The organism is Micromonospora sp. NBC_01405 (assembly GCF_045040155.1).
GTDB lineage: Bacteria > Actinomycetota > Actinomycetes > Mycobacteriales > Micromonosporaceae > Micromonospora.
The window spans coordinates 4094880-4117751 of record NZ_CP109532.1; the positions used below are offsets into that span (position 1 = coordinate 4094880).

At 73.1% G+C, this 22872-nt stretch carries 26 protein-coding genes, 1 tRNA gene and 2 pseudogenes; 19 read left to right on the top strand and 10 right to left on the bottom strand.

What is annotated here, in order from left to right:
- Nucleotides 1–180 precede the first annotated feature (180 nt).
- Both OG559_RS17785 and OG559_RS17790 read left to right on the top strand, forming a co-directional pair.
- On the top strand, nucleotides 181–1206 hold the full coding sequence (locus OG559_RS17785) for an aspartate-semialdehyde dehydrogenase (RefSeq protein WP_405105183.1): 1026 nt from the start codon (nucleotides 181–183) through the stop codon (nucleotides 1204–1206).
- Between the two features lie 97 nt (nucleotides 1207–1303).
- Nucleotides 1304–1744 carry a PPOX class F420-dependent oxidoreductase gene (locus OG559_RS17790; RefSeq protein WP_405105185.1) on the top strand — a complete coding sequence of 147 codons (441 nt, stop codon included), beginning with the start codon at nucleotides 1304–1306 and terminating at the stop codon, nucleotides 1742–1744.
- A gap of 150 nt (nucleotides 1745–1894) precedes the next feature.
- On the opposite strand, the gene OG559_RS17795 is transcribed toward OG559_RS17790, so the two are convergent.
- Nucleotides 1895–2743, bottom strand: coding sequence for a LysR family transcriptional regulator (locus tag OG559_RS17795; RefSeq protein ID WP_405105187.1), 849 nt, complete (start codon nucleotides 2741–2743; stop codon nucleotides 1895–1897).
- A gap of 108 nt (nucleotides 2744–2851) precedes the next feature.
- Between OG559_RS17795 and OG559_RS17800 the strand changes: the two genes are divergently transcribed.
- The 4 genes from OG559_RS17800 to OG559_RS17815 all read left to right on the top strand — a co-directional run bounded on the left by OG559_RS17800 (nucleotide 2852) and on the right by OG559_RS17815 (nucleotide 6694).
- A complete protein-coding gene (locus OG559_RS17800; protein ID WP_405105189.1) occupies nucleotides 2852–3586 on the top strand; it encodes an SDR family oxidoreductase in 735 nt (244 codons plus the stop codon).
- A 103-nt stretch (nucleotides 3587–3689) separates the two neighbouring features.
- A complete protein-coding gene (locus OG559_RS17805; protein ID WP_396669985.1) occupies nucleotides 3690–4106 on the top strand; it encodes a CBS domain-containing protein in 417 nt (138 codons plus the stop codon).
- Between the two features lie 156 nt (nucleotides 4107–4262).
- A complete protein-coding gene (locus OG559_RS17810; RefSeq protein ID WP_405105191.1) occupies nucleotides 4263–4634 on the top strand; it encodes an SCP2 sterol-binding domain-containing protein in 372 nt (123 codons plus the stop codon).
- The gene (locus tag OG559_RS17815) at nucleotides 4634–6694 is read left to right on the top strand and encodes a glycogen debranching N-terminal domain-containing protein (protein ID WP_405105193.1); all 2061 of its coding nucleotides are present in this window, start codon (nucleotides 4634–4636) and stop codon (nucleotides 6692–6694) included. Before OG559_RS17810 ends, OG559_RS17815 begins: the two co-directional genes overlap by 1 nt.
- Before the next feature lie 78 nt (nucleotides 6695–6772).
- Here OG559_RS17815 and OG559_RS17820 read toward each other — a convergent pair whose 3' ends face one another.
- The gene (locus OG559_RS17820) at nucleotides 6773–7441 is read right to left on the bottom strand and encodes an alpha/beta hydrolase fold domain-containing protein (RefSeq protein WP_405105195.1); all 669 of its coding nucleotides are present in this window, start codon (nucleotides 7439–7441) and stop codon (nucleotides 6773–6775) included.
- A 133-nt stretch (nucleotides 7442–7574) separates the two neighbouring features.
- On the opposite strand from OG559_RS17820, the gene OG559_RS17825 reads away from it, so the two are divergent.
- Complete coding sequence (locus OG559_RS17825) at nucleotides 7575–8324, top strand: lysophospholipid acyltransferase family protein (protein ID WP_405105197.1); 750 nt, start codon at nucleotides 7575–7577, stop codon at nucleotides 8322–8324.
- Nucleotides 8325–8352: 28 nt separating this feature from the next.
- Here the strand turns inward: OG559_RS17825 and OG559_RS17830 are convergent, their stop codons facing one another.
- Nucleotides 8353–8505 carry a hypothetical protein gene (locus OG559_RS17830; protein ID WP_405105199.1) on the bottom strand — a complete coding sequence of 51 codons (153 nt, stop codon included), beginning with the start codon at nucleotides 8503–8505 and terminating at the stop codon, nucleotides 8353–8355.
- 118 nt (nucleotides 8506–8623) lie between these two features.
- On the opposite strand from OG559_RS17830, the pseudogene OG559_RS17835 reads away from it, so the two are divergent.
- The 3 genes and pseudogenes from OG559_RS17835 to OG559_RS17845 all read left to right on the top strand — a co-directional run.
- Nucleotides 8624–8878, top strand: a pseudogene (locus OG559_RS17835) (GNAT family N-acetyltransferase); the annotation flags it as partial.
- Nucleotides 8879–8981: 103 nt separating this feature from the next.
- On the top strand, nucleotides 8982–9407 hold the full coding sequence (locus tag OG559_RS17840; RefSeq protein WP_405105201.1) for an Imm12 family immunity protein: 426 nt from the start codon (nucleotides 8982–8984) through the stop codon (nucleotides 9405–9407).
- 226 nt (nucleotides 9408–9633) lie between these two features.
- The gene (locus tag OG559_RS17845; protein ID WP_405105203.1) at nucleotides 9634–10131 is read left to right on the top strand and encodes a GNAT family N-acetyltransferase; all 498 of its coding nucleotides are present in this window, start codon (nucleotides 9634–9636) and stop codon (nucleotides 10129–10131) included.
- Nucleotides 10132–10471: 340 nt separating this feature from the next.
- Here OG559_RS17845 and OG559_RS17850 read toward each other — a convergent pair.
- The 3 genes from OG559_RS17850 to OG559_RS17860 all read right to left on the bottom strand — a co-directional run bounded on the left by OG559_RS17850 (nucleotide 10472) and on the right by OG559_RS17860 (nucleotide 12253).
- Nucleotides 10472–10544, bottom strand: a tRNA-Arg gene (locus OG559_RS17850).
- 125 nt (nucleotides 10545–10669) lie between these two features.
- Nucleotides 10670–11731: an alpha/beta hydrolase gene (locus OG559_RS17855; RefSeq protein WP_405105205.1), complete on the bottom strand. Its 1062-nt coding sequence runs from the start codon at nucleotides 11729–11731 to the stop codon at nucleotides 10670–10672.
- Nucleotides 11732–11827: 96 nt separating this feature from the next.
- Nucleotides 11828–12253, bottom strand: coding sequence for an HPF/RaiA family ribosome-associated protein (locus OG559_RS17860; RefSeq protein ID WP_405105207.1), 426 nt, complete (start codon nucleotides 12251–12253; stop codon nucleotides 11828–11830).
- A 384-nt stretch (nucleotides 12254–12637) separates the two neighbouring features.
- Between OG559_RS17860 and ssb the strand changes: the two genes are divergently transcribed.
- Nucleotides 12638–13468 (top strand): single-stranded DNA-binding protein, encoded by an 831-nt coding sequence (gene ssb / locus OG559_RS17865; RefSeq protein WP_405105209.1) that lies wholly within the window; start codon nucleotides 12638–12640, stop codon nucleotides 13466–13468.
- A gap of 144 nt (nucleotides 13469–13612) precedes the next feature.
- Here ssb and OG559_RS17870 read toward each other — a convergent pair whose 3' ends face one another.
- From OG559_RS17870 to OG559_RS17880, 3 genes are read right to left on the bottom strand one after another with little or no spacing between them, the layout of a single operon-like run.
- The gene (locus OG559_RS17870) at nucleotides 13613–13864 is read right to left on the bottom strand and encodes a flavin reductase (RefSeq protein ID WP_405105211.1); all 252 of its coding nucleotides are present in this window, start codon (nucleotides 13862–13864) and stop codon (nucleotides 13613–13615) included.
- Complete coding sequence (locus OG559_RS17875; RefSeq protein WP_405105213.1) at nucleotides 13864–14151, bottom strand: hypothetical protein; 288 nt, start codon at nucleotides 14149–14151, stop codon at nucleotides 13864–13866. Before OG559_RS17875 ends, OG559_RS17870 begins: the two co-directional genes overlap by 1 nt.
- On the bottom strand, nucleotides 14151–14276 hold the full coding sequence (locus OG559_RS17880; protein ID WP_405105215.1) for a hypothetical protein: 126 nt from the start codon (nucleotides 14274–14276) through the stop codon (nucleotides 14151–14153). The genes OG559_RS17875 and OG559_RS17880 overlap by 1 nt, the downstream gene beginning before the upstream one ends.
- Nucleotides 14277–14685: 409 nt before the next feature.
- Here OG559_RS17880 and OG559_RS17885 point away from each other — a divergent pair, with 409 nt between their 5' ends.
- The 6 genes from OG559_RS17885 to OG559_RS17910 all read left to right on the top strand — a co-directional run bounded on the left by OG559_RS17885 (nucleotide 14686) and on the right by OG559_RS17910 (nucleotide 20259).
- The gene (locus OG559_RS17885; protein ID WP_405105217.1) at nucleotides 14686–15483 is read left to right on the top strand and encodes a helix-turn-helix domain-containing protein; all 798 of its coding nucleotides are present in this window, start codon (nucleotides 14686–14688) and stop codon (nucleotides 15481–15483) included.
- Nucleotides 15474–15668, top strand: coding sequence for a DUF397 domain-containing protein (locus OG559_RS17890; RefSeq protein WP_405105219.1), 195 nt, complete (start codon nucleotides 15474–15476; stop codon nucleotides 15666–15668). The genes OG559_RS17885 and OG559_RS17890 overlap by 10 nt, the downstream gene beginning before the upstream one ends.
- 69 nt (nucleotides 15669–15737) lie before the next feature.
- Nucleotides 15738–16127, top strand: coding sequence for a VOC family protein (locus tag OG559_RS17895; RefSeq protein WP_405105221.1), 390 nt, complete (start codon nucleotides 15738–15740; stop codon nucleotides 16125–16127).
- Between the two features lie 167 nt (nucleotides 16128–16294).
- Nucleotides 16295–17314 carry a cobalamin biosynthesis protein gene (locus OG559_RS17900; protein WP_405105223.1) on the top strand — a complete coding sequence of 340 codons (1020 nt, stop codon included), beginning with the start codon at nucleotides 16295–16297 and terminating at the stop codon, nucleotides 17312–17314.
- Nucleotides 17311–18855, top strand: a complete 1545-nt coding sequence (locus OG559_RS17905) for a cobyric acid synthase (protein ID WP_405105225.1) — start codon at nucleotides 17311–17313, stop codon at nucleotides 18853–18855. Before OG559_RS17900 ends, OG559_RS17905 begins: the two co-directional genes overlap by 4 nt.
- A gap of 342 nt (nucleotides 18856–19197) precedes the next feature.
- A complete protein-coding gene (locus tag OG559_RS17910) occupies nucleotides 19198–20259 on the top strand; it encodes a hypothetical protein (protein ID WP_405105227.1) in 1062 nt (353 codons plus the stop codon).
- 25 nt (nucleotides 20260–20284) lie between these two features.
- Here OG559_RS17910 and OG559_RS17915 read toward each other — a convergent pair whose 3' ends face one another.
- The gene (locus OG559_RS17915; protein WP_396670720.1) at nucleotides 20285–20686 is read right to left on the bottom strand and encodes a rhodanese-like domain-containing protein; all 402 of its coding nucleotides are present in this window, start codon (nucleotides 20684–20686) and stop codon (nucleotides 20285–20287) included.
- 89 nt (nucleotides 20687–20775) lie between these two features.
- Between OG559_RS17915 and OG559_RS17920 the strand changes: the two are divergent.
- Nucleotides 20776–21500: pseudogene (locus tag OG559_RS17920) on the top strand (uridine kinase); the annotation flags it as partial.
- Nucleotides 21493–22845, top strand: a complete 1353-nt coding sequence (locus OG559_RS17925) for a dipeptidase (RefSeq protein WP_405116748.1) — start codon at nucleotides 21493–21495, stop codon at nucleotides 22843–22845. The pseudogene OG559_RS17920 and the gene OG559_RS17925, both read left to right, overlap by 8 nt.
- The last annotated feature ends 27 nt before the right edge of the window (nucleotides 22846–22872 follow it).

Consider the following 22872-nt stretch of genomic DNA (forward strand, 5'->3'; position numbering starts at 1 on the left):
CCGGGCGCGGATGTTACGGCCCGACGGCCGGGTCGCCTGCGATCTTCCGGGCGACGCTCCGCGCCGGGGTCGTCGTTGCGGTTGCGGGCTGGTCGAGGTGGGCCGGGTCACTGCCGGGACGGGTCCGGGCGGTGGGAAAGCGTGCCCGGCCGGGGCGTCGACCTGGGTAGCCTCGCGGGCATGAGGATCGGCATTGTGGGGGCCACCGGCCAGGTCGGTGGCGTGATGCGGCAGGTGTTGGCGGAGCGCGAGTTCCCGGCTGAGCAGGTGCGGTTGTTCGCCTCCGCCCGCTCGGCGGGGCGTGCCCTGTCGTGGCGGGACGGCGAGGTGACCGTCGAGGACGCGGCGACGGCCGACTACTCCGGGCTGGACATCGTGCTCTTCTCCGCCGGGAAGGGCACGGCGAAGGAGTTGGCCCCCCGGGTCGCCGAGTCCGGCGCGGTCGTGATCGACAACTCGTCGGCGTTCCGGACGGACCCGGACGTGCCGCTGGTGGTCGCCGAGGTCAACCCGCACGCCGCCGCGAACCGCCCGAAGGGCATCATCGCCAACCCGAACTGCACCACGATGGCCGCGATGCCGGTGCTGCGCCCGCTGCACGCCGAGGCGGAGCTGGTCGGCCTGGTCGTCTCGACGTACCAGGCGGTCTCCGGCGCCGGCCTGGCCGGCGTGGCCGAGCTGGACGAGCAGGTCCGAAAGGTGGCCGAGCAGGCCGCGGGGCTGGCCTTCGACGGCACGGCCGTGGAGTTCCCGGCCCCCCAGGTCTTCGCCCGGCCCATCGCGTTCAACGTGCTCCCGCTCGCCGGCTCGATCGTCGACGACGGCTCCGGGGAGACCGACGAGGAGCAGAAGCTGCGCGACGAGAGCCGCAAGATCCTGGAGATCCCCGGGCTGAGGGTCTCCGGCACCTGCGTCCGCGTCCCGGTCTTCACCGGCCACTCGCTCCAGATCAATGCCCGGTTCGCCCGGCCGATCACCCCGCAGCGGGCCCGCGAGCTGCTCGACGGCGCGCCCGGGGTGGCCCTGTCCGACGTGCCGACCCCGCTGCTGGCCGCCGGCCAGGACCCGACGTACGTGGGTCGGATCCGCGCCGACGAGACGGCGGAGCACGGCCTCGCCCTGTTCTGCTCCAACGACAACCTGCGCAAGGGTGCCGCGCTCAACGCGGTGCAGCTCGCCGAGCTGGTCGCCGCCGAGGGCCGCTGACCCCGCTCCCGCCGGCCGGGCCGTAGCGTCGGCCGGCCGGCGGGCCGCGCGTCGGGTTGGATGGACCCAGGTACGACGAATCGACCTGGAGGCTGCCGTGGCGGACGAGAAGACCCGGAGCGCCCTCACCGAGCTCATCGCGGGCCGGTGGATGGGCGTGCTGGCGACCATCAAGCGGGACGGGCGCCCGCAGCTGTCGAACGTGGTCTACTCCTTCGACCGGGCGGCCGGGCTGATCCGGGTCTCGGTCACCGACGGGCGGGCCAAGACCGCCAACCTGCGCCGGGACCCCCGGGCCAGCTTCCACGTCAGCAGCGACGACGGCTGGGCGTACGCGGTGGCCGAGGCGCGGGCCGAGCTGACCCCGGTGGCGCGGCGGCCGGACGACGCGACGGTGGAGGAACTGGTCGGGCTCTACCGGGCCGTGCAGGGCGAGCACCCAGACTGGGACGACTTCCGCGCCGCGATGGTCGCCGAGGGGCGGCTGGTGTTACGCCTGCACGTCGAGCGGGTCTACGGCATGCCACCGCGCGGCTGACTTCCGCGACAGCGGGTATCCGCGGCTCCTGCCACACGTTCTGGCCAGCGGGCCGGCACGGGGACGGGGATCCGCTGGACAGCGACCGGGACCGCCCGGGGACCGCGGACACCCGGCCCTGACGGCCGGCCCGGCCGGCGCGGTGGAGCCCTACAGGCGGGTCGCCGCCCAGATCAGCCCGGCGAGGGCGCGGGACCGGCTGTGGGGTGGCCAGGCGATCACCGTGGTCACCGTCGGCGCGTCCAGCACGGGCACGGCGGCGACGTCGCGCGGCAGGTGGGCCCGGCACGAGTCGGGGAGGACCGCCGAGGCCCGGTGGAGCGCGATGAGCTGGTAGAGCTGCTCGTGGGACCGGAACGGCGGGCCCGAGCCGTCCACGTACGTGCCGTCGGGGTGGAGCCGGTACGGCATCGGCAGGCCGGGCAGCTCGATGATGTCGGCCAGGCGCAGGTGGGTCCGGGCGGTGAGGGGGTGCCCGGCCGGCAGGATCACGACCTGGCCCTCGGTGCGCAGCTCCTCGGTGTCGAACCCGGTCGTCGAGTCGAACGGCCGGTGCAGCAGCGCCACGTCGGCGCGCCCGTCGCGGAGCAGCCGTTCCTGCTCGCCGGGGCCGCACAGGAGCACGTCGACGGCGACCGTGCCGGGCTCGGCGGCGTACGCGTCGAGGAGCTTGGACAGCAGTTCGGTGGTTGCTCCGGCCTTCGTGACGAGGACCAGACCGGGGTCGCCGGTCGCGGCGCGGGCGGCGCGGCGGGTGCGGCGGTCGGCGGCGTCGACCGCGTCGAGGGCCGCCCGGCCCTCGCGCAGCAGCACCGACCCCGCCTCGGTCAGCGTCACGGCGCGGCTCGTGCGTTCCAGCAGCGCCACGTCGAGCCGCCGTTCGAGCTGCTGGATGGCCCGGGACAGCGGCGGCTGCGTCATCCCGAGCCGCTGGGCCGCCCGCCCGAAGTGCAGCTCCTCGGCGACGGCGACGAAGTACCGCAGCTCCCGCGTCTCCACACCCCGACGATACCGGCGGGACGGCCCGAGCCGCATCGATACCCGGCGGGCATCGACGCCCACCCGGACGGTGTTGGCGGCCGGCCCGGGGCCGGACAGCATCACTTCATGAGCGAAAAGAAGATTGCGCTGGTCACCGGCGCGAACAAGGGGATCGGCTACGAGATCGCGGCGGGACTGGGCGCTCTCGGCTGGAGCGTGGGCGTGGGCGCGAGGGACGCCCGGCGGCGGGAGGCCTCCGTGGAGAAGCTGCGCGCGGCCGGCGTCGACGCGTTCGGCGTGCCGCTGGACGTGACCGACGAGGCGAGCGTGGCCGCCGCCGCCCGGCTGGTCGACGAGCGCGCCGGCCGCCTCGACGCCCTGGTCAACAACGCGGGCGTGACCGGCGACATGCCGCAGAACCCCACCGGGGACGGCGTGGTCGAGACCGTGCGGACCGCGGTGGAGACCAACGTGATCGGCGTCATCCGGGTCACGAACGCGATGCTGCCGCTGCTGCGCCGCTCGGCGTCCCCGCGGATCGTGAACATGTCCAGCGGCGTCGGCTCCCTCGCCCGGCAGGTCGCCTCCGACGACCCGGCGACGACGGGCCCGCTCTCCGTGGCGTACGCGCCGTCGAAGACGTTCCTCAACGCCGTCACGATCCAGTACGCCAAGGAGTTGCGGGGCACCAACATCAAGATCAATCTTGCCTGCCCCGGCTTCGTCGCCACCGACCTCAACGGATTCCGTGGCGTCCGTACCCCGGAACAGGGCGCGGCGACCGCGATCCGGCTCGCGACCCTGCCCGACGACGGCCCCACCGGCGGCTTCTTCGAGGACGCCGGGGTGGTGCCCTGGTGATCCGCCCCCGCTGAGCGCGGCTCCGCGTGGCCGCCGGTCGGACCGCGTTACCCCTCGGGTCGGGCGGGTAGACCGCGGGTGCCGACACCGAGAGGGGAGCACCATGACAACGGTCGGAGAATTCATGACGACCCGGTTGGTGACGATGGACGGCAACGAGACGCTCACCGCCGCGGCGCGGGAGATGCGCGACAGCGCCATCGGCGACGTGGTGGTGACCAACGGCGCCGACGTGGCCGGCATCGTCACGGACCGGGACATCACGGTCCGGGGCGTCGCCGAGCAGTTGGACCCGAACTCGACCCGGCTCAACCAGATCACCAGCCGGGACGTGATCACGGTGAGCCAGTACGACGACACGGTGGCCGCCGCCGACCTGATGCGCACCTACGCCGTACGCCGGCTGCCGGTGATCGACGACGGGCGGCTGGTCGGCCTGATCTCGATGGGCGACCTCGCGGTCGAGCGCGAGCCGCAGTCGGTGCTGGCGGACATCAGCGCCGACGAGCCCAACAACTGACCGTCCGCCGCGGCGACGCCGGCCCCCGCCCGGGGGCCGGCGTCGCGTCGTGCGCCCGCGCCCACCCGCCTCACCCGATCCGGGCGAGGTTGGCCCCGCACCGGCCGGGGACCCTCCTTCGACGTCGAACGCGGATCGACGGGAGGAGAGGGCCCGATGCTGGACGCGACCACCAGGTTCTTCGAGGACCTGGACCGGCGGGGTTACGAGCCCCTGCTGACCAAGATTTCCGGAACCCTGCGTTTCGACCTGAACGAGGGGCCGCAGACCAGGCACTGGCTGCTGATGATCGACCGGGGGCGGCTCCGGGTGAGCCAGGAGGCCCGGGAGGCCAACGCGGTCGTCGGAACCACCCCGGAGCTGTTCGAAGGTCTCGCCACCGGCCGGGAGAACGGCCTCGCGGCGCTGATTCGCGGTGACATGACGGTGACCGGTGACGTCCGGCTGGTGGTGCAGGTGGATCGGCTCTTCCCCAACCCCCCGGGAAGTCGGGAGCCGCATCGGGTCTTCCACCGGGAGGTGTACTGATGGCGCAGGCCAACACGGTCCGGATCCTCGACGGCAGCACCTTCGTGGTGTCGGAGGACACCGGCGACATCGAGGCGACGCCCTCCGAGCCGACCGGGCTGTTCTCCCTCGACACCCGGTTCCTGTCCCGCTGGGTGCTGACAATCAACGGCGAGCGGCTCAACGCGCTCTCCTACGACGACCTCCAGTACTACGAGGCGCGGTTCTTCCTGGTGCCGGGGATGCCGACGCACTACGTCGACGCCAAGTTGTCGATCATCCGCGAGCGGACCGTCGGCGGCAGCTTCCACGAGCAGCTGACCATCCTCAACCACGACGAGAAGGCCGTCGACCTGGAGATCAGGATGGACGCCGGGGCCGACTTCGCCGACCTGTTCCAGGTCAAGGACGAGATCCTGAACAAGAAGGGCGAGACCTACGCGGAGGCCGAGGAGAACCGGCTGCGGCTGGGCTACCGGCGGGGCAACTTCCGGCGGGAGACGGTGATCTCCTCGTCGCAGACCGCCCGGTACGACCGCAACGGCTTCGCGTACAGCGTCCACCTGGAGCCGAACGCGCAGTGGAGCACGGACATCGACGTGCAGACGCTCGTGCTCGGTTCGGCCGGTCAGAACCTGCGGATGGAGCTGCAGGTGCCCAGCCGCGAGCGGCTGACCCCCCAGCGCGACCTGGAGGAGTGGGTCGCCGCCGCGCCGAAGGTGAACTCCGAGTGCGAGCACCTGGCCCGTACGTACCGGCGAAGCCTGATCGACCTGGCGGCGCTGCGCTTCTCGCCGCTGTCGCTCGGCGGGCAGACGCTGCCCGCGGCCGGGCTGCCCTGGTTCATGACGATGTTCGGTCGGGACAGCATCCTGACCTGCCTACAGGCCATGCCGTTCGCCCCGGAGCTGTCCCGGACCACGCTGCGCCTCCTCGGATCGTTGCAGGGCACCCGGTTCGACGACTTCCGGGACGAGGACCCGGGGCGGATCCTGCACGAGCTGCGCTACGGCGAGACTGCCGCGTTCGAGGAGCAGCCGCACTCGCCGTACTACGGCTCGGTGGACGCGACGCCGCTGTTCGTGGTGCTGCTCGACGAGTACGAGCGGTGGACCGGGGACGTCGCGCTGGTCAAGGAGCTGGAGCAGGAGTCCCGGGCGGCGCTGAGGTGGATCGACAACTACGCCGACCTGGTCGGCAACGGCTACATCTGGTACGAGCGGCGCAACACCGACACCGGCCTGGAGAACCAGTGCTGGAAGGACTCCTGGGACTCCATCTCGTACCGTGACGGCACGCTGCCGCCGTTCCCCCGGGCCACCTGCGAGGTGCAGGGGTACGCGTACGACGCGAAAATTCGGGCCGCCCGGATGGCGCGCGAGTTCTGGGACGACCCGGCGTTCGCCGAGCAGTTGGAGCGGGAGGCGGCGCAGCTCAAGGAGCGCTTCAACCGCGACTGGTGGGTGGAGGACGGGGAGTACTTCGCCCTCGCCCTGGACCCGGACGGACGGCCGGCGGACGTGCTCAGCTCGAACATCGGCCACCTGCTGTGGAGCGGCATCGTCGACCACGACCGGGCCGAGAAACTCGCCGAGCACCTGGTCGGGCCGCGGCTGTTCTCCGGCTGGGGCGTGCGGACGCTGGCCGAGGGGGAGGCCCGGTACAACCCGATCGGCTACCACAACGGCACGATCTGGCCGTTCGACAACTCGTTCATCGCCTGGGGGCTGCGCCGGTACGGCTTCGCGGAGGAGGCCGCGACCATCGCCGACGGCATCCTCGCCGCCGCCAGCTACTTCGACGGGCGGCTGCCCGAGGCGTTCGGCGGGTACCACCGGGAGCTGACCAAGTTCCCCGTCGAGTATCCGACGGCGTGCAGCCCGCAGGCCTGGTCGACCGGCACCCCGATGCTGCTGCTGCGCACCATGTTGGGCATCGAGCCGCACGGGGGACACCTGTCGGTCGAGCCGCGCCTGCCGATCGGCATGGGGCGGATCGAGGTGCTGGACATCCCGGGCCGCTGGGGCCGGGTAGACGCCTTCGCCCGCGGCCGCCTGAACCTGCACCAACTCTCCACCTGACCCGCAGCGCCCTCCCACAAACCCGCTTCCGCTCCGCAAAAACACGGAATCAGTGGCCTTGGACGACGCCCGAGGGCACTAATTCCGTGTTTTTGCGGAGGCGGGCGGCGGCAGGACGGTGTCGAGGAAGGTCGCGGTCGTGGCGTGGATGTCGGGGCGGTCCAGGTCCAGGGAGTGGCCGCCGTGGGTCAGCCAGGCGTGCACCGGGTGCCCGGCGGCCAGCAGCGCGGCGGCCAGGCCGACCGACTGGCTCGCCGGCACGGCCGCGTCGGCCGTCCCCTGCACCAGCAGCACCGGGACCCCGTTGCCGACGTGGGTGGCGACGGTGACGTCCAGGGTGGCCGGGTCACCCGGGGCGGGCCGGTGCCCGAGCAGCCCCGCCCACGGGTCGTCGTCGCCGCGCAGCCGCCGCCAGTCCGTGGCCAGCGGGTCCACCGGCGGCCAGTACGCCAGCGCGCCGGCCACGTCGTCGGGCCGGTCCACTCCGCGCAGGGCGAGGTGCAGGGCCAGCATCGCGCCGGCCGAGTCGCCCCCGACCAGCAGCGGCAGGCCGCCCGCCCGGTCCTGGGCCGCCCGCGCCGCCGCCCGTACGTCGTCGAGCTGGGCCGGCCAGCGCGCCTCGGCGACGAACCGGTATGCGGCCGGGAGCACCCGCAGCCCGTGCCGGGTCAGGGCCGCGCCGTCCTCGCTCGACCGGGCCCGCCAACCGCCGCCGTGGATCCAGAGGAGCACCCCGCGTTCCGTCATGTCGCCATCGTGCGGCCGCCGTGCCCCGGGGCGCCAGAGCGCTCGGCCGAGGGCAGAACTGGCCAGCCGTCCGCCGTGGGAGGCGGCGCGCGGCCCTGACATACTCCGGCCTCCAGCAGGGTAAAGTCGCCGGATGCCGGAACTCGTGTACCCGCCCGTGATCACCGCCGCCAAGACGATGTTCCGGGTTCTCGACCTACGCCTGACCGTCGAGGGCAAGCACCACGTCCCCCGCACCGGCGGCGCGGTCATGGCCAGCAACCACGTGAGTTACCTGGACTTCATCTTCTGCGGGTACGGGGCGCACGAGTCCCGCCGCCTGGTCCGGTTCATGGCCAAGCACGAGGTGTTCGCGCACAAGATCTCCGGCCCGCTGATGCGCGGCATGAAGCACATCCCGGTGAACCGGCGGGCCGGCGCCGGCTCGTACAGCGCGGCGGTGGACGCGCTGCGCAGCGGCGAGATCGTGGGCCTCTTCCCGGAGGCCACGATCAGCCGGTCGTTCACGGTGAAGGACCTCAAGAACGGGGCGGCCCGGATGGCGCAGGAGGCCGGCGTGCCGCTGCTGCCGGTCGCGCTCTGGGGCACCCAGCGGCTCTGGACGAAGGGTCGGCCGCGCACCCTCACCCGCCGGCACACCCCGATCACCATCCTCGTCGGGGAGCCGATCGACCCGGCCGGGTACCCCGACGTGAACGCGATGAGCGCCGAGCTGAAGATCCGGCTGACCGCCCTGGTCGACCGGGCCCAGCGGGAGTACCCGGACTCCCCGGCCGGCCCCGACGACACCTGGTGGCTGCCGGCGCACCTCGGCGGCACCGCGCCGAGCCTGGAGGAGGCCGCCGCGCTGGACCGGCCCGCCCGGCGTACCCCCGCCGCCTGAGAACGCGGCCATCCGGTCTGCGGCGGAGTCAGTCGGGTCGGTCGGCGATCCGCGCCGCGTGGTGCGCGACCGTGCTGCCGCACCGACCGGCGTCGTCCGGGTCGGTCCACCGGCCCAGCGCCTCGGCGAGCGCCCGGGTGGCCCGGTCGGTCAGCCGGAAGCTGCCGTGCAGCCGGCCCACCCGCAGGTCGACCGTCGCGACGGCCTCGGCATCGGGATCGTCGTAGGGGGCGACGGGATCTCTTGATCACCGGGGGTGAGTGGGGCGGGGCGGTGGTCGGTAGGAGGACACCCCGACCGACCTGCGGTCCGGGCTGTGGCGGCTGAACATCGCCGCCGAGAAGCAGGGGCGCGGGTACGGGCGCTTCGCCGTCCGTTCCGTGGCCGAGGAGGCGCGGCGGCGCGGGGAGACCCGGGTCTACACGACCTGGGAGCCGGGCGACGACGGGCCGGAGGAGTTCTACCTGCGGCTCGGGTTCCGGGTCAACGGAGAGCACAGCGGCGGACAGACCGTCGGCGGACTGGACCTGGCCGCGTTCCTCGCCGTCACCTGATGGTCGGGCGGCTCCGGCCCGGCCCGGAGCGGGCAGGGCTTCTCATCCGGTCGTCCCGTTGGCCGGACGATGGTGTGGCCGGCCTGTACAGGATGATGGTGCCGTGAGAGTCGCGATCAGATTCCGCCACGGCGGTCCCGAACGGGCACTGGCGGAGGCGGTCGTGCTGCGCCGGGCGCTGAAGGAGTCGTTCGGGCGGATCGTGATCGACGGCCTCGACGAGGTCGACATCTTCCTCACCCTGGGCGGATCGATCACGAGCGCCGAGGGCGACGGCGGGGTGCACAATCTCCGGTACTCGGCCGTCCGGCGGCGGCTCACCGTCAACGTCGTCGTACCGGCCTCGGAGATCGGGCGTGACTCGACGGCCGGGGCGCTCGCCCCGTACCTCGACGTGCTGGCCCGCCGCATCGCCGAGCGGTGCGCGCCCCGGGACTGCGCCGCCGTCTCCCGGGCGGTGGCCGGGGCGTGCCGAGAGGCGCTCGCGGCGATCCCCGGGCCCGGACCGTCCGGCCCGCACGGCGGCTGAGCCCGCAGGCGGCCGTTGAGCTGCACAACCCGTTGCTCTGGCGTTCCTGGCTTCCTTGACGACCTGCACTTCGCGCCTGCACGTGGATGGTCGTTTAGCGGGAGTGGCGCAGGGTCGAAAACTCGTTGTGCGCCCGATGGCAGCTCTGTTGGAGTGCTTGCTGACACGCTTCCAACATCGAATGGAGTAACACATGCTCGCTGGAGATCTCGTTCGGTTACGGCCGATGGAGCCGGACGACGCAGAAGCCCTGTGGCGCTGGAACAATGACCCAGAAGTCATGCGTTGGCTGGACGACGGATACCCGGAGTCCCTGGCTCAGGTGACTGCACGGTCCGAGCAGCGTGAGCGGAACTCGTACGATCAGGTGCTCTTCGGGATCGAGACGCTGACGGAGAAGCGACTGATTGGCCTTGTGAAGCTCGGCGATGCGACGCCCGAGACGGGCGAGGCCGAGTTGGACATCTACATCGGCGAGAAGGACTGCTGGGGACGCGGTTACGGCACCGAAGCTACTCGTCTGACCTGTCGATACGGATTCGACAAGATGCGCCTGCACCGCATCACGCTGTGGGTCGCGGACGAAAATGCTCGGGCGATCCACATCTACAAGAAGGTCGGCTTCGTCGAAGAGGGTAGGGCTCGTGAATCGTTTCGCCGCGATGGCAGGTGGCATGACATGGTCATGATGGGGCTGCTGGAAGGCGAGCTTCACGCTGAGTGAGGACGCATCGAAAGGATCTTCTCGCCGGGCAGTCGCCAGACAGTCCAGCCTCCCTGACGGGGATCTGCCTAACCGTCAGCCGGGGGCAAGGGTGCGGCCCCTAGCCCCCGGCTGTCGGTACGAAAACGCGGCAGGTGGTGTCATGCGGTTGACCGGACCAGCGCCCTAGCGCCCGGCCGAGAATTCCGATGATCTTCCGGGGCGGTCATGCCCGCCTTGCTGTCCACACTCGAGGGGCGTCTACATCGATCAATTTCACCCGGACGCCACCCGCGACTCACCACGTGGCTGACCTAACTCGCTCGCACCACGCGGCTTGACCGGCTGAGAGAAAGTGCTGTGCGCCCGGCAGGATTCGAACCTGCGGCCTTGGGATTAGAAGTCCCCTGCTCTATCCGCTGAGCTACGGGCGCGCGTCGTGGGTGTTGCGCCAAGAGGGTACCGCCGCACCTGCCGGGGCGGGTGCGACGGGGCGGGCCGCCGCACCCGCCCAGCGTCGCATGATCCGCCTGCGTGGGGCACCCCAGTTTGGCCCCGGTCAGCTCGGCGCGGTCGCCTCCCGGCCCTGCCCGGTCGTGCCCGGTCGCTGCTCAGCCGCCGTGCCCGCTCCCTGCTCGGCCGGTTCACGGCTGGTGGGCACCGAGGGGGTAGGGCCGGCGCCGAGGAACGCCTCCGCCCACCGGCCCACCTCGGCGAAGACCTTCTCGCGTACGGCGGGGCCGGAGAGGGTCAGGTCGTGCATGCCGCCGTCGAAGCGGGCCAAGGTCACGTGCCGGCCGAGGCGGGGCGCCCAACGGACCATGTGCTCCACGTCCAGGACGGCGTCGGCGAGCGCCGCCGAGTCGTGCCACTTCGTGCCCCGGAAGCTGCGGGTGGAGCAGGCCAGCAGCACCGGCACCTGGATGTCGAGGCCGGCGCGGAGCTGCCGCTGGCCGGCGCGGACGGCAGCGAGCCAGCCGGCCCGGACCGGGAACCCGGCGAGCGGCTTCCACGCCAGGTCGTACGTCCACTCGCCGCGTCGCTCGGTGTGCAGGCTTTCGCCGTACACGTTGCCGACGCCGGCGGGGACGACGCGGTGCGGCGCCCGGCGGGCCAGGCGGGAGACGGCGGCCGCGAGGGGTCTGCGCACCAACCAGGGGGCGTTGATGTCGAAGAAGGGGCTGTTGAGGACGAGCCCGTCGACGATGCCGGCGTCGCGGCGGGCGTGCGCCCAGAGCGAGATGATCAGGCCGCCGGTGGAGTGGCCCATGGTGAGCAGGGTGTCGTGGCCGTCGTCGTCACGGATGATCTTCGCGGCGGCGTCCAGCTCGGGGAAGTAGTCGCCGAGGTCGCGGCAGAAGTTCGGCGTCTGGTGCGGCAGCAGGCTGCGACCATATTTGCGCAGGTCGAGGGCGTAGAAGTCCCAGCCCCGCTCGGCGTAGAAGTCGGCCACGTGGGTCTGGAAGAAGTAGTCGACGTAGCCGTGCACGTACAGCACGGCCCGGCCGGTGGGGCGGTCGGCCCGTCGGCGGACCAGGGTCGCGACGACCGGTCCCTCGTCGTCGGTGCCCAGGTCGATCGTCTGCCGCTCGTACGGCGGCCCCAGCACGTCCGGTTCCACGACCGCGACGGTACGCCGGGAACCTACCCGGCGGTAGCCCCGAAGCGGGAGGATGGGGCGAAGCCCACCCTCCCGCCGGTCCTGCTCAGGTCCTGATCAAGCCCTCTCGGCGTCGACCCGGAGCGCGTCGACGTCGAGGTCCACCTCGTCCAGGCTCGCCCCGACCTGACCGGTGTCGCGCAGGTGCTTGTTGTGCCGGGGCTCCTGCTTGGTCTTGGAATCGTTGAGCCGGCGACGCAGGTCGTCCCGCACGTCGTTGAGCGCGGCGTGCAGGTCCTCCTCCGACGAGGTGGTGACGATCTTCTGTCGGCCGGCGATCCAGCACTCCAGGGTGACCTTCTGCCCCCGGGCCTCCCGATCCTTCACCGACACCTCCAGCTCGGTGGCGTCGGCGTGGAAGCCGGCCAGCCGGGCGTCGAGGGTGGCGAACTGCGTGGCGATCCAGTTCCGGTCGCCCTGGGAGAACCCGGCACCGACCCGCAGACACTCACCCACGGTCGCGGGGTTCGCCACGGCGCTCATCGGCGGGCCTCGCCCTCGGTGCGGACGGAACCGGTCGTACGGAGTCGGCAGAAAGCCATCTTCCCAGCCCTTCTGATCGGACGACATGCCGCCTGTTGTGGGCGGGCGGGCGTGCCGTCGGTGGTGCTCGCTTGATCACTGCTGTACCCAGTCACGGTCCGTCCGGAAACGCCCCGGCTCCAGGCGAGTCGGCGACCGGCCGCCGGCCGAGGCGTTGACTCCACCGGGGGCATAGCACATCGGGACCTTGATCGGGTCGTCGTCCACAGGCCGCCTCATTGTCCACAGGTGGCGACCGGCCGATGGCGGCGGGCGGCCGGGACGGCCAGGCTCGGTGGTGAGTCGACTCGCCATGGCAAGTCCCGGTTCTCCCCTGGAGGGACGATGTTCGACACTTACGTCACGCTTGTTGGAAATGTCTTAACCGCACCCGAGTGGCGGCGCACCGCCCAGAGCAACACCCTGGTGGCCAACTTCAAGGTCGCCTCCACCGCCCGCCGGCTCGACCGGGACAGCGGCCGTTGGGTCGACGGCAACAGCCTTCGGGTCCGCGTCAACTGCTGGCGCAAGCTGGCCGAGGGGGTCGCCTCCTCGGTGATGGTCGGCGACCCGGTCGTGGTTGCCGGCCGCCTCTACACCCGGGACTGGACCGACGAGGCCGGCAACCACCGCACCCTCTACGAGTTGGAGGCGGTCGCGGTCGGGCACGACCTGGCACGGGGGCGGGGGCGGTTCCTGCGCAACCGTCCGACCATGGCCACCAGCACCGTTGAGGACGCCGAGGCGGAGGCCCGGGTGCACGGGGAGCCGACCGAGCGGGTCCCGCGGGAGCAGGCGCCCGCCTTGCCGGCCGACCGTCCCTTCGACGAGGACTTCGAGCCGGGCGGCTTCGACCCGGCCCGGGGATCGTTCGACGCCCCGCGCGCCGGGCGGGAGCCGGCCGGCGGCCCCGACTTCGAGGACCTGGCGGAAGATCCCTTCGACGACCGGGCCGACCCCGCCGCCGACGACGACGAGTTGACGGAGCTGGGCGTAGACAGCGGGGACGACCTGTCCCCGCTGCCCGACGGCGAGGCACCCGCCGTGGCCGGCGAGGTCGGCCTGTCGGGCCAGGGTGGTCACGACGACCCGGAACCGCCCGGCGGGGAGCCGGGCGGGGTGACACCCGACCGCCGGGGCCGGCGGGGCCGTGGACGGGTCCCGGTGTCCGCCTGACGATCGGTCGGGGCGCGCGACGGGCTGGCACGGGGCAGCCCGTCGAGCGTCGTCCGTCCCGATCCGCCGCCGAGGAGAGGCCCGCCCCGGTTCCGGTTCTCCCACAGGGGGAAGGAACGGTACGGGGCGGGGGTCGGCGGTGGGCTACCCGCGTGCCCGTGCCCAGGACAGGAAGCGGTCGGTGAGGTTGCCCGGGGGTGAGTCGGGGTTGAGCCGGGTCAGGTGTTCGGCCGCCTCCAGCTTCAGCGCGGCTAGGTAGATCAGCAGGCCGAGGCGGTTGCCCCGGTACTCGACCAGCAGGGAGAGCCGGGCGTCGCCGCAGGGCCAGGGATGGCCGCAACGGCGGCACAGCCAGACCGGGCGGACGGGCAGGTGCGGGCGGGTGACGCGAGTCATCAGCGCACCCGCAGGGCGACGGCTCGCGCCTCGTCGTCGGAGAGGGGCATGAACCAGAGGAAGCGCCGTACGATCTGCGGCGGCGTCGGGCCGTGCGGATGGCCGCGCAGGTCCCGGACCGCCTGGCCGAGCAGCAACGTGAAGCACGACAGCAGCGCGCCGCGCAGGTGCCGGTCCAGCGGCAGTCCCCGCCAGGTCGAACACGGGAACTCCTCGCCGCACGCCTCGCACCGCCAGCCGGGCCCAGCGGCGCAGTGGTCGGCCAGGTCCGGTTCGCGTACGTCCATCACCGCCACCCGCCGTTCCCGCGCAGCCCCTCGCCCAGCGTCCGGAACTGGCCGACCCGTCCCCGGAGGACCCGGGTCGCCACGCCATTACGCGGCACCCGCAGCGGCGGGATCATCGGCCCCACAAGGGGAGGGTCGTAACGCGCCGGCTTCGGCTGCTGGTCCGGCTCCGGCTGCTGCTCCGGCTGCTGCTCCGGCTTCCGCTCGGGCTTCGCCGCGCGATGCGCCCGGCACGCCTGGCACGTGCAGTGCCGGCCCCTCCGGGTCCGATGACGTCCTCCTCGGTGCGACATGACTCTCCCTGTCCGTCGAGTGTGGAAGGGGGCCGCCGCTCGGTACGGGGGAAGACCGGGGCGGCCCCCGAGGCGGGCGCAACCGCCGGGTTTGAGACCTCCACCGGCCGCGCCGTCCTGGGTTCCACCCTGGATGACGGCCCTCTACCCTCGGAACAGTTACCAACCGATCGCGGAAAGTGTGGGCCGGTCACGGGCTGACGTGGAACGCGTAGGCGCACGGTGGAAAGGTGTGGAATCCGTGGGAATCTCGCCATCGGAGTATCTGATCCGGGAGCTGCGGCGTCGCCGGACCGCCTCCGGGCTGACGCAGGCACAACTCGGAGAGCGTGTCTTCTGCTCGGACTCGCAGGTGAGCGCAATCGAAACGGGGGCGAAGCCGCCGACTCTGCCCTACCTTGAGTCGGTCGACGAAGCACTGAGCACCGGCGGCTACTTTGTGACGCTTTGGGACGAGCTTGTGAAGGGTGAAGCCTCTCCGGTATGGCTGCGCGAGTGGATCGGGATTGAGCGCGAGGCGACCGCATTCCGCTGGTACGAGCACTCGTTCGTGCCGGGTCTCCTGCAAACCGAGGCTTACGTGCGGGCCACGTTCAGAGCATCGCGGGTTCCTACCTCGGAGCTTGATCAGCGCATTGCGGCACGGATGGACCGCCAAGCCGTGCTGAGTCGGGATCCTGCGCCTCAGATCTTCGCCGTGCTTGACGAGATGGTCATTCGCCGGGCCTGTGGCGGGCCTGATGTGATGCGCGAGCAGCTAGAGCACCTGATCAGCCACGCCGAGCAGCCACACATTCAGTTGCACGTCGTGCCCGCCTTGCTCGGGATGTACTCGGGCCTCGCGGGCGCGTTCATCCTTGCCGACCTGCCGGACGGCACCCGAGCCGGATATGTGGACAACCAGCTCTGCGCGCAGATCGTCGACCAGCCCGAGGAGATTGCTAGCCTTGGCCTGTCATGGGAGGCGGTCCGTGGGGGAGCGCTGCCGCTCGGGCCGACTATTGACTTGCTCAAGGAAGCGGCGAAGACATGGACATGACCGGTGCGCAGTGGCGGAAGCCGTCGAGATCGTCGACCAACGGCGGGGCTTGCGTAGAGGTCGCCGACAACCTCGTGGCGGCGGTCTACGTCCGCGACACGAAGGACAACGGAGGCGGGCCGGTCCTGGCGTTCTCCCACGAATCCTGGGGAGCCTTCGTCGCCCAGCTCGCCAAGCGGGCCTGACCGGCGGAAACTCGCCCCCGTACCGGCGACCGAGCGCACCGGACCTGTCGCGCTGTTAGCGTTCGGGCTGTGCGTGGGGAAATCAGGATCGATCATTGTGTGATCGCGGTGAGCGACTGGGACAGGTCGGCGACCTTCTACCGGGATGTGCTCGGTGCAGAGGTCGTCGGGCATCCCGGCGGCCGGGTCGCGTACCGGTTCGGCGACCAGCAGCTCAATGTCCACGGCCCCGGCCTGGATGTCGGGGCGCTGGTCGCTCGTCCTCCTGTCGCCCCCGGCGGTAGCGACCTCTGTTTCTCCTGGCCCGGCACGGTGGACGAGATTCTCGACCATCTCCGGCGGCACGGCGTCGACGTGGCGGCCGGGCCGGTCGACCGCGACGGCGGGCGCGGCCACGGCAGGAGCGTCTACTTCCGCGATCCCGACGGATCGTTGCTGGAACTGATCAGTTACCCGTGACGGCCGGCCGCGGCGGTCGATCAGGCGGCCCGACCTGGACTCGGGCGCGAGGTCGACAAAGCGGACGTGGCCCCGCCCCGGGGGAGGCGCCGCGCGTGGGAAATCCGACCAGTGCCGGGTTCTCGTCGATCACCGCGGCTAGGCTGGCCGGCCGGAGGTGGTGGCAGGTGCGGCAGTCGGTCGCCGTGGCTAACGCGGCAGGTCTGGTGGCGGGGTACGCCCTGGACTCCCTCCTCGGCGACCCCCGGCGGTGGCATCCCGTGGCCGGCTTCGGCCGGGCGGCCGGGGCGCTGGAACAGCGCGTGTACCGGCCGGACCGTACCGCCGGGGTGGTGTTCACCGCCCTCGCCGTCGGGGTGCCGGTGCTGGTCGGCGCGGCGGCGACGGTGGCCACCCGGCACCGGCCGGTCGGCCGGGCCGTGCTGATGGCCGCCGCGACCTGGACCGTGCTCGGCGGGCGCACGCTGCGCCACGAGGCGAAGGTGATGGGCCGGGCGCTGCGCGGCGGGGACCTGCCGGCGGCCCGTCGCCGCCTGGGGCACCTGTGCGGGCGGGACCCCTCGACGCTCGACGAGCTGGAGCTGGCCCGCGCCACCGTCGAGTCGGTCGCCGAGAACACCTCCGACGCGGTGGTGGCGCCGCTGCTGTGGGGGGCGGTCGCCGGCCTGCCCGGCCTGCTCGGCTACCGCGCGGCCAACACGCTCGACGCGATGGTCGGCCACCGGTCGCCCCGGTACGCCCGGTTCGGCACCCCGGCGGCCCGCCTCGACGACGTGCTCAATCTCGCCCCGGCCCGGCTGACCGGGCTGCTCACGATCGCGGTCGCCCCGACCGCGCACGGCGACCGGGGCCGGGCGTGGCGGGTCTGGCGGCGGGACCGCAACGACCATCCCAGCCCGAACGCCGGGCAGTGCGAGGCGGCGATGGCCGGGGCACTCGGCGTGCGGCTCGGCGGGCGCAACATCTACTTCGGGCGGTCGGAGGTGCGCCCGTACCTGGGCGACGGGCCCCGCCCGGAGGCGCGGCACCTGAAGCGGGCGGCGCGGATCTCCGGCGCGGTAGGGCTGGTCGCGCTCGGCGTGGCCGCCGCGTACCCGGTCACCGCCGGCCGGCTGGCCGGCGTGTTGGCGCGGGCGGGCCGGCGGGCCGTGGCCGCCGGGGCGCGCGGGACGGGGGCGGGCCGGTGAGCGGGGGGCTGCTGGTCGCGGGGACGACCTCCGACGCGGGCAAGAGCGTGCTCACCGCCGGCATCTGCCGCTGGCTGCACCGGCGCGGGGTGCGGGTCGCGCCGTTCAAGGCGCAGAACATGTCGAACAACTCGGCGGTGGTGGTCGGCCCGGACGGCCGGGGCGGTGAGATCGGCCGGGCCCAGGCGATGCAGGCGACGGCCAGCGGGATCGCCCCCGACCTGCGGTTCAACCCGGTGCTGCTCAAGCCGGGCAGCGACCGGTCCAGCCAGGTGGTACTGCTCGGCGAGGCCGTCGACACGGTCACCGCCGGCAACTACCACGCCCTGCGGCCCCGGCTCGCCGAGGCGGCGTTCGCCGCGCTCGCCGAGCTGCGCGAGGCGTACGAGGTGGTGGTCTGCGAGGGGGCCGGCAGCCCGGCGGAGATCAACCTGCGGGCCGGCGACTACGTGAACATGGGGCTGGCCCGGCACGCCGACCTGCCCACGATCGTGGTCGGGGACATCGACCGGGGCGGGGTGTTCGCCTCGATGTTCGGCACGGTCGCCCTGCTCGACCCGGCCGACCAGGCGCTGATCGCCGGCTTCGTGATCAACAAGTTCCGGGGCGACCTCGGCCTGCTCCAGCCGGGGCTGGACATGCTGCACCGGGTCACCGGCCGCCCCACGTACGGGGTGCTGCCCTGGCACCTCGACCTGTGGCTCGACGCCGAGGACTCCCTCGCGTACGGCCGGGTGCTCGGCCGGCCGGCGGCCCCGCGCGGCACCGACTGGCTGGACGTGGCGGTCGTCCGGCTGCCCCGGATCAGCAACGCCACCGACGTCGAGGCGCTCGCCACCGAGCCCGGCGTCCGGGTCCGGCTGACCGTGGAGCCCGCCGAGCTGGCCGCCGCCGACCTGGTCGTGCTGCCCGGCTCCAAGTCCACCGTGGCCGACCTGGCCTGGCTGCGCCAGACCGGGCTGGCCGACGCCGTGCTCGCCCACGCGGCGGCCGGCAAGCCGCTGCTGGGCATCTGCGGCGGCTTCCAGATGCTCGGCCGGGCCGTGCACGACGCGGTGGAGAGCCGCGCCGGCAGCGTCCCCGGGCTGGGCCTGCTGCCCGTCGAGGTCACCTTCGAGAAGCGCAAGACCGTCCGGTCCTCGGCCGGCACCGCCGCCGCCGACCCGGGCGTCCCGGTCCGGGGGTACGAGATCCACCACGGGTACGTCTCGTCGGCCGACCCGGCGCTGCCGCCCCTGCTGACGTACGCGGACGGTGCCGGCGAGGGGGCGGTGCTCGGCGCGGTGTGCGGCACCCACTGGCACGGGGCCTTCGAGTCCGACGAGTTCCGCCGCCGGTTCCTCACCGAGGCGGCCCGGCTCGCCGGCCGTACCGGCTTCCGGGTCGCCCCGGACAACGCGTTCGCCGCCGCCCGCGAGCGGTCTCTGGACCTGCTCGGTGACCTGGTCGAGGAGCACCTGGACACCGACGCCCTGTGGCGGCTGCTCGAGTCCGGCCCGCCCGCCGGCCTGCCGTTCATCCCACCCGGCGCCCCCGCCTGACCCCACCCGCCCACCCGCGCCACCCACCCTCCCGCGCCACCCGCGCCGCCCACCCGCGCCGCCCACCCGCGCCGCCCACCCGCCCTCCCGCGCAAATTCACGGAATGTGTGGTCATGGAGCGCGGAAAGGCAACACATTCTCTGAATTTGCGCGGGCGGGCGGGCGGGGGCGGGGGCGGGCGGGTGCGCGGGCGGGAGGGCGGGTGGGCGGGCGTGCGGGCCGGGTGTCGGTGAGAAGTGACGTGTCGCACATGTCCGGACAGGCCCAGGCCGGCAGCCCCGGGTGCGGCGCGGGTCCGATGGTGGGCCGTGACGGGCGGGTGCGCTCGCTAGGCTGCGCCGATGATCTTCAATCGCAGGGGGAAGCTGGCGGACCGGATCGCCGCCGTCGAGGCGGCCGTACGCGGGCGCGACGGCACCGCCATGACCAGGGCCGTGCCGAGGGTCTGGGAGGTGGCGCAGCAGGCGTCCGTCGCGGAACTGGACGCGGTCCTGCCCCGCTGCGTGGCGCTGCTGCCGCAGCTCGGCCCGAGGGCCGGGGGTCAGTTCTCCGTCCTCTGCGGTGCGCTGGTCGAGCTGGGCGCCCGTCCCGACCCGCTGGTCGCACCGGTGGCCGACGGGTTCGCCGCCGCCCTCGTCGCCGCGCACCGGTTCCGGTCCGGCTGGCAGCGGGTACGCGGCGACGAGGCGCTGCCCGACCCCGAGGACCCCGGCACCACGGAAGCGGCGATCGGCGTGCTGACCGAGGCGTACGGCGACGAGCAGCGCGCCTCCGACGCGGTCCAGGGCTGGTACGAGGCCGGCACCTGGGCCATGCCCGCGATCACCCTGTTGCAGCAGTCCGCCGCCGTGCGGGCCACGTTCCCGCACCGGGAGCGGCTGCTCGCGGTCGGGGCGGAGCTGGCCGGCGAGCGGCCCGACCTGGAGTGCGTCCTCGGGCTGCTGCGGGTGCTCGACGGCGAGCGGCTGCTCGTGCTGCACCGGGCGACGGGCCGGGGATGGCGGGTCACCATCGACGGCGTCGCCGACAACTTCCAGCTGCACACCCTGCTGGCCGGAGTGCTCGCCGGGCCGGCCGAGCGGGGGCTGATCGAGGGGCTGACCGTCGACCCGTCCTGGGTCGAGGTGGCCACCGACGCCCCCGAGGACAGGTTCGGCGGCACCGTCGTCGGCAGCTTCAACCTCATCGACGGGCACGGCAAGTGGATCTGGAACGAGGGCGCGCCGGCGGACATCCCGCTCTTCGACGACGCCCGCGTCGTGGTCCTGGACCCGCCGCCGTACCAGCGGAGCTGGAACAACATCCGGCGGTTCCCGCTGATGTCCGCGGCGCTGACCGTGGAGGAGACGCTCGCTCCGACCGAGGCGGCCGACTGGCTGGCCCGGGTGGCCGAGCCGGCCTGACCGCCGGCGCCGGAAGACGGCCGGATCAGTAACGGACGTCGGCGGGGTGGTCGGACATCGACAGTCCCGCCTCCCGCCACGCCTGCACCCCGCCGACCATGTCGGTGGCGCGGTGCAGGCCGAGCGTCCGCAGGCTGGCCACGGCCAGGCTGGAGCTGTAGCCCTGCCGGCACACCAGCACGATCTCCCGGTCGTACCCGGTGGCCTCGGGGACGTGCCAGTCGCTGGCCGGGTCCAGCCGCCACTCCAGCACCGTCCGGTCGATGACGACCGCGCCGGGCAGCTCGCCCTGTTCCCGGCGCTGCGCCTCGGTTCGGGTGTCGACGAGCAGCGCGCCGAGGCGTACCGCCTCGACGGTCTCGTGCGGGGTCAGCCGGCGGACCCCGGAGCGGGCCTGTTCCAGCAGGGCGTCGACGCCCGGGCTCATCACGTTGTGGCGCACGGCACGAGCATGCCCGCCGCCCGGGTGGTCCGTGCGGTGAAACGGCCTCGGTTCGACCGGACGACGTACCCGCCGTGGGCGGGGCGCCCCGGACCGCTAGCGTCGGGCCCGTGGTGGTTCCGGTCGTCGAGACGTACGCCGAACTGGGCCGGCGGGTGCTGGCCGGGCCGGCGCGGTTGGGGCGTACCCGACTGGTGGCGGTCGACGGGCCCAGCGGCGCGGGGAAGAGCGTCTTCGCCGCGCGCCTCGCGGACGCCCTCGCCGCGCTGCCCGGCGGCGGGCGACCGCCGGTGGTGCACACCGACGACCTGCTCGACGGCTGGGACGACCAGCTCACCTTCTGGCCCCGGCTGGAGGCGCGGGTGCTCGCGCCGCTGCGCGCCGGCCGGCCGGGCGGGTACCAGCGGTACAGCTGGGTACGCGGGTCCTTCCTGCCCCGCGAGGTGCCGGTGCCGCCCGCCCCCGTGGTGCTCGTCGAGGGGGTGAGCTCGGCACGGGCCGCGGCCCGGCCCGAGCTGACGCTGTCGGTCCTGGTCGCCGCGCCCGACGAGCTGCGGCTGACCCGGGCGGTGGCCCGGGACGGGCCGGGGATCCTGCCGGAGCTGCGCCGCTGGCACGCCGGCGAGCGGGCGCACTTCGCCGCCGACGCCACGGCCGACGCGGTGGACCTGATCGTCGACGGCGCCCCGGCGGTGCCGCACGATCCCGACCGGGAGTACGTCCGCCTGCCGGCCGGGGACGGCCGGTTGAGGTAAGGCCGGCATACGATGCCGGTCATGACATCACCGATCATGTCCGACGCCGAGGTACGGGCCGCCGTCGAGCGGGAACTGCCCGGCGTCCGCGCAGACCTGGAACGACTCGTCCGTATTCCCGGCGTCGCCTTCGAGGGCTTCGACCACTCGCACGTGGAACGCTCGGCCGAGGCCGTGGCGGAGCTGCTGCGCGGCTGCGGCCTCGACGTGCGGATCGTGCGCTCGGGCGGGCAGCCTGCGGTGATCGGGACGAGGGCCGCCCCGTCCGGCGCGCCGACCGTGCTGCTCTACGCCCATCACGACGTGCAGCCGGTCGGCGACCTGTCGCTGTGGGAGTCCGACCCGTTCGAGCCGGTCGAGCGCGACGGCCGCCTGTACGGGCGGGGCGCCGCCGACGACAAGGCGGGAATCATGGCGCACATCGCGGCGCTGCGCGCGTTCGGCGACCGGCTCCCGGTCGGCGTGGTGCTGTTCATCGAGGGCGAGGAGGAGTACGGCTCGGACTCGCTGGAGCGGCTGCTCGCCGAGCACCGCGACGAGCTCGCCTCGGACGTCATCGTGATCGCGGACTCCGCGAACTGGGCCATCGGCGTGCCGGCGCTGACCACCTCGCTGCGCGGCATCGTCAACTGCTTCGTCGAGGTCCGCACCCTGGACCACGCCGTGCACAGCGGCATGTTCGGCGGCGCGGTGCCGGACGCGCTGACCGCGCTGGCCCGGCTGCTGGCCACCCTGCACGACGACGCCGGTGACGTGGCCGTCGTCGGGTTGGCCGGGCGCGAGGGCGCGACCGTCGACTACCCGCAGGACCGGTTCCGGGTCGAGGCCGGGCTGGCCGAGGGCGTGTCGTTCATCGGCACCGGCCGGATCACCGACCGGCTGTGGACCAAGCCGGCGCTCGCCGTGCTCGGCATCGACGCCCCGGCCACCGGCGAAGCCCCGAACGCCCTGGTCCCGGCGGCAAAGGCCAAGCTGAGCGTACGGCTGGCGCCGGGCGACGACCCGAAGCGGGCGTACGAGGCGCTGAAGGAGCACCTCGCGAAGCACGCGCCGTGGGGCGCCCAGGTGACGGTGACGTTCGAGCACGACGGCGAGCCGTGCGTGATCGACGCGTCCGGCCCGATGTTCGACGCGGCGCGGGACGCCTTCCGTACCGCCTGGAACGGCACCGAACCGGTGGACATCGGCATCGGCGGCTCGATCCCGTTCATCGCCACCTTCCAGGAGATGTTCCCGCAGGCCGCGATCCTGGTGACCGGCGTCGAGGACCCGCACGCCCGGGCGCACGGGCCGAACGAGAGCCTGCACCTCGGCGAGTTCGCCCGGGTCTGCGCCGCCGAGGCGTTGCTGCTGGCCAAGGTGGCCGCTGCCGGCACGAACCGGAGTTAGGTGACGAAACGGTAACGCCCCGGTTCG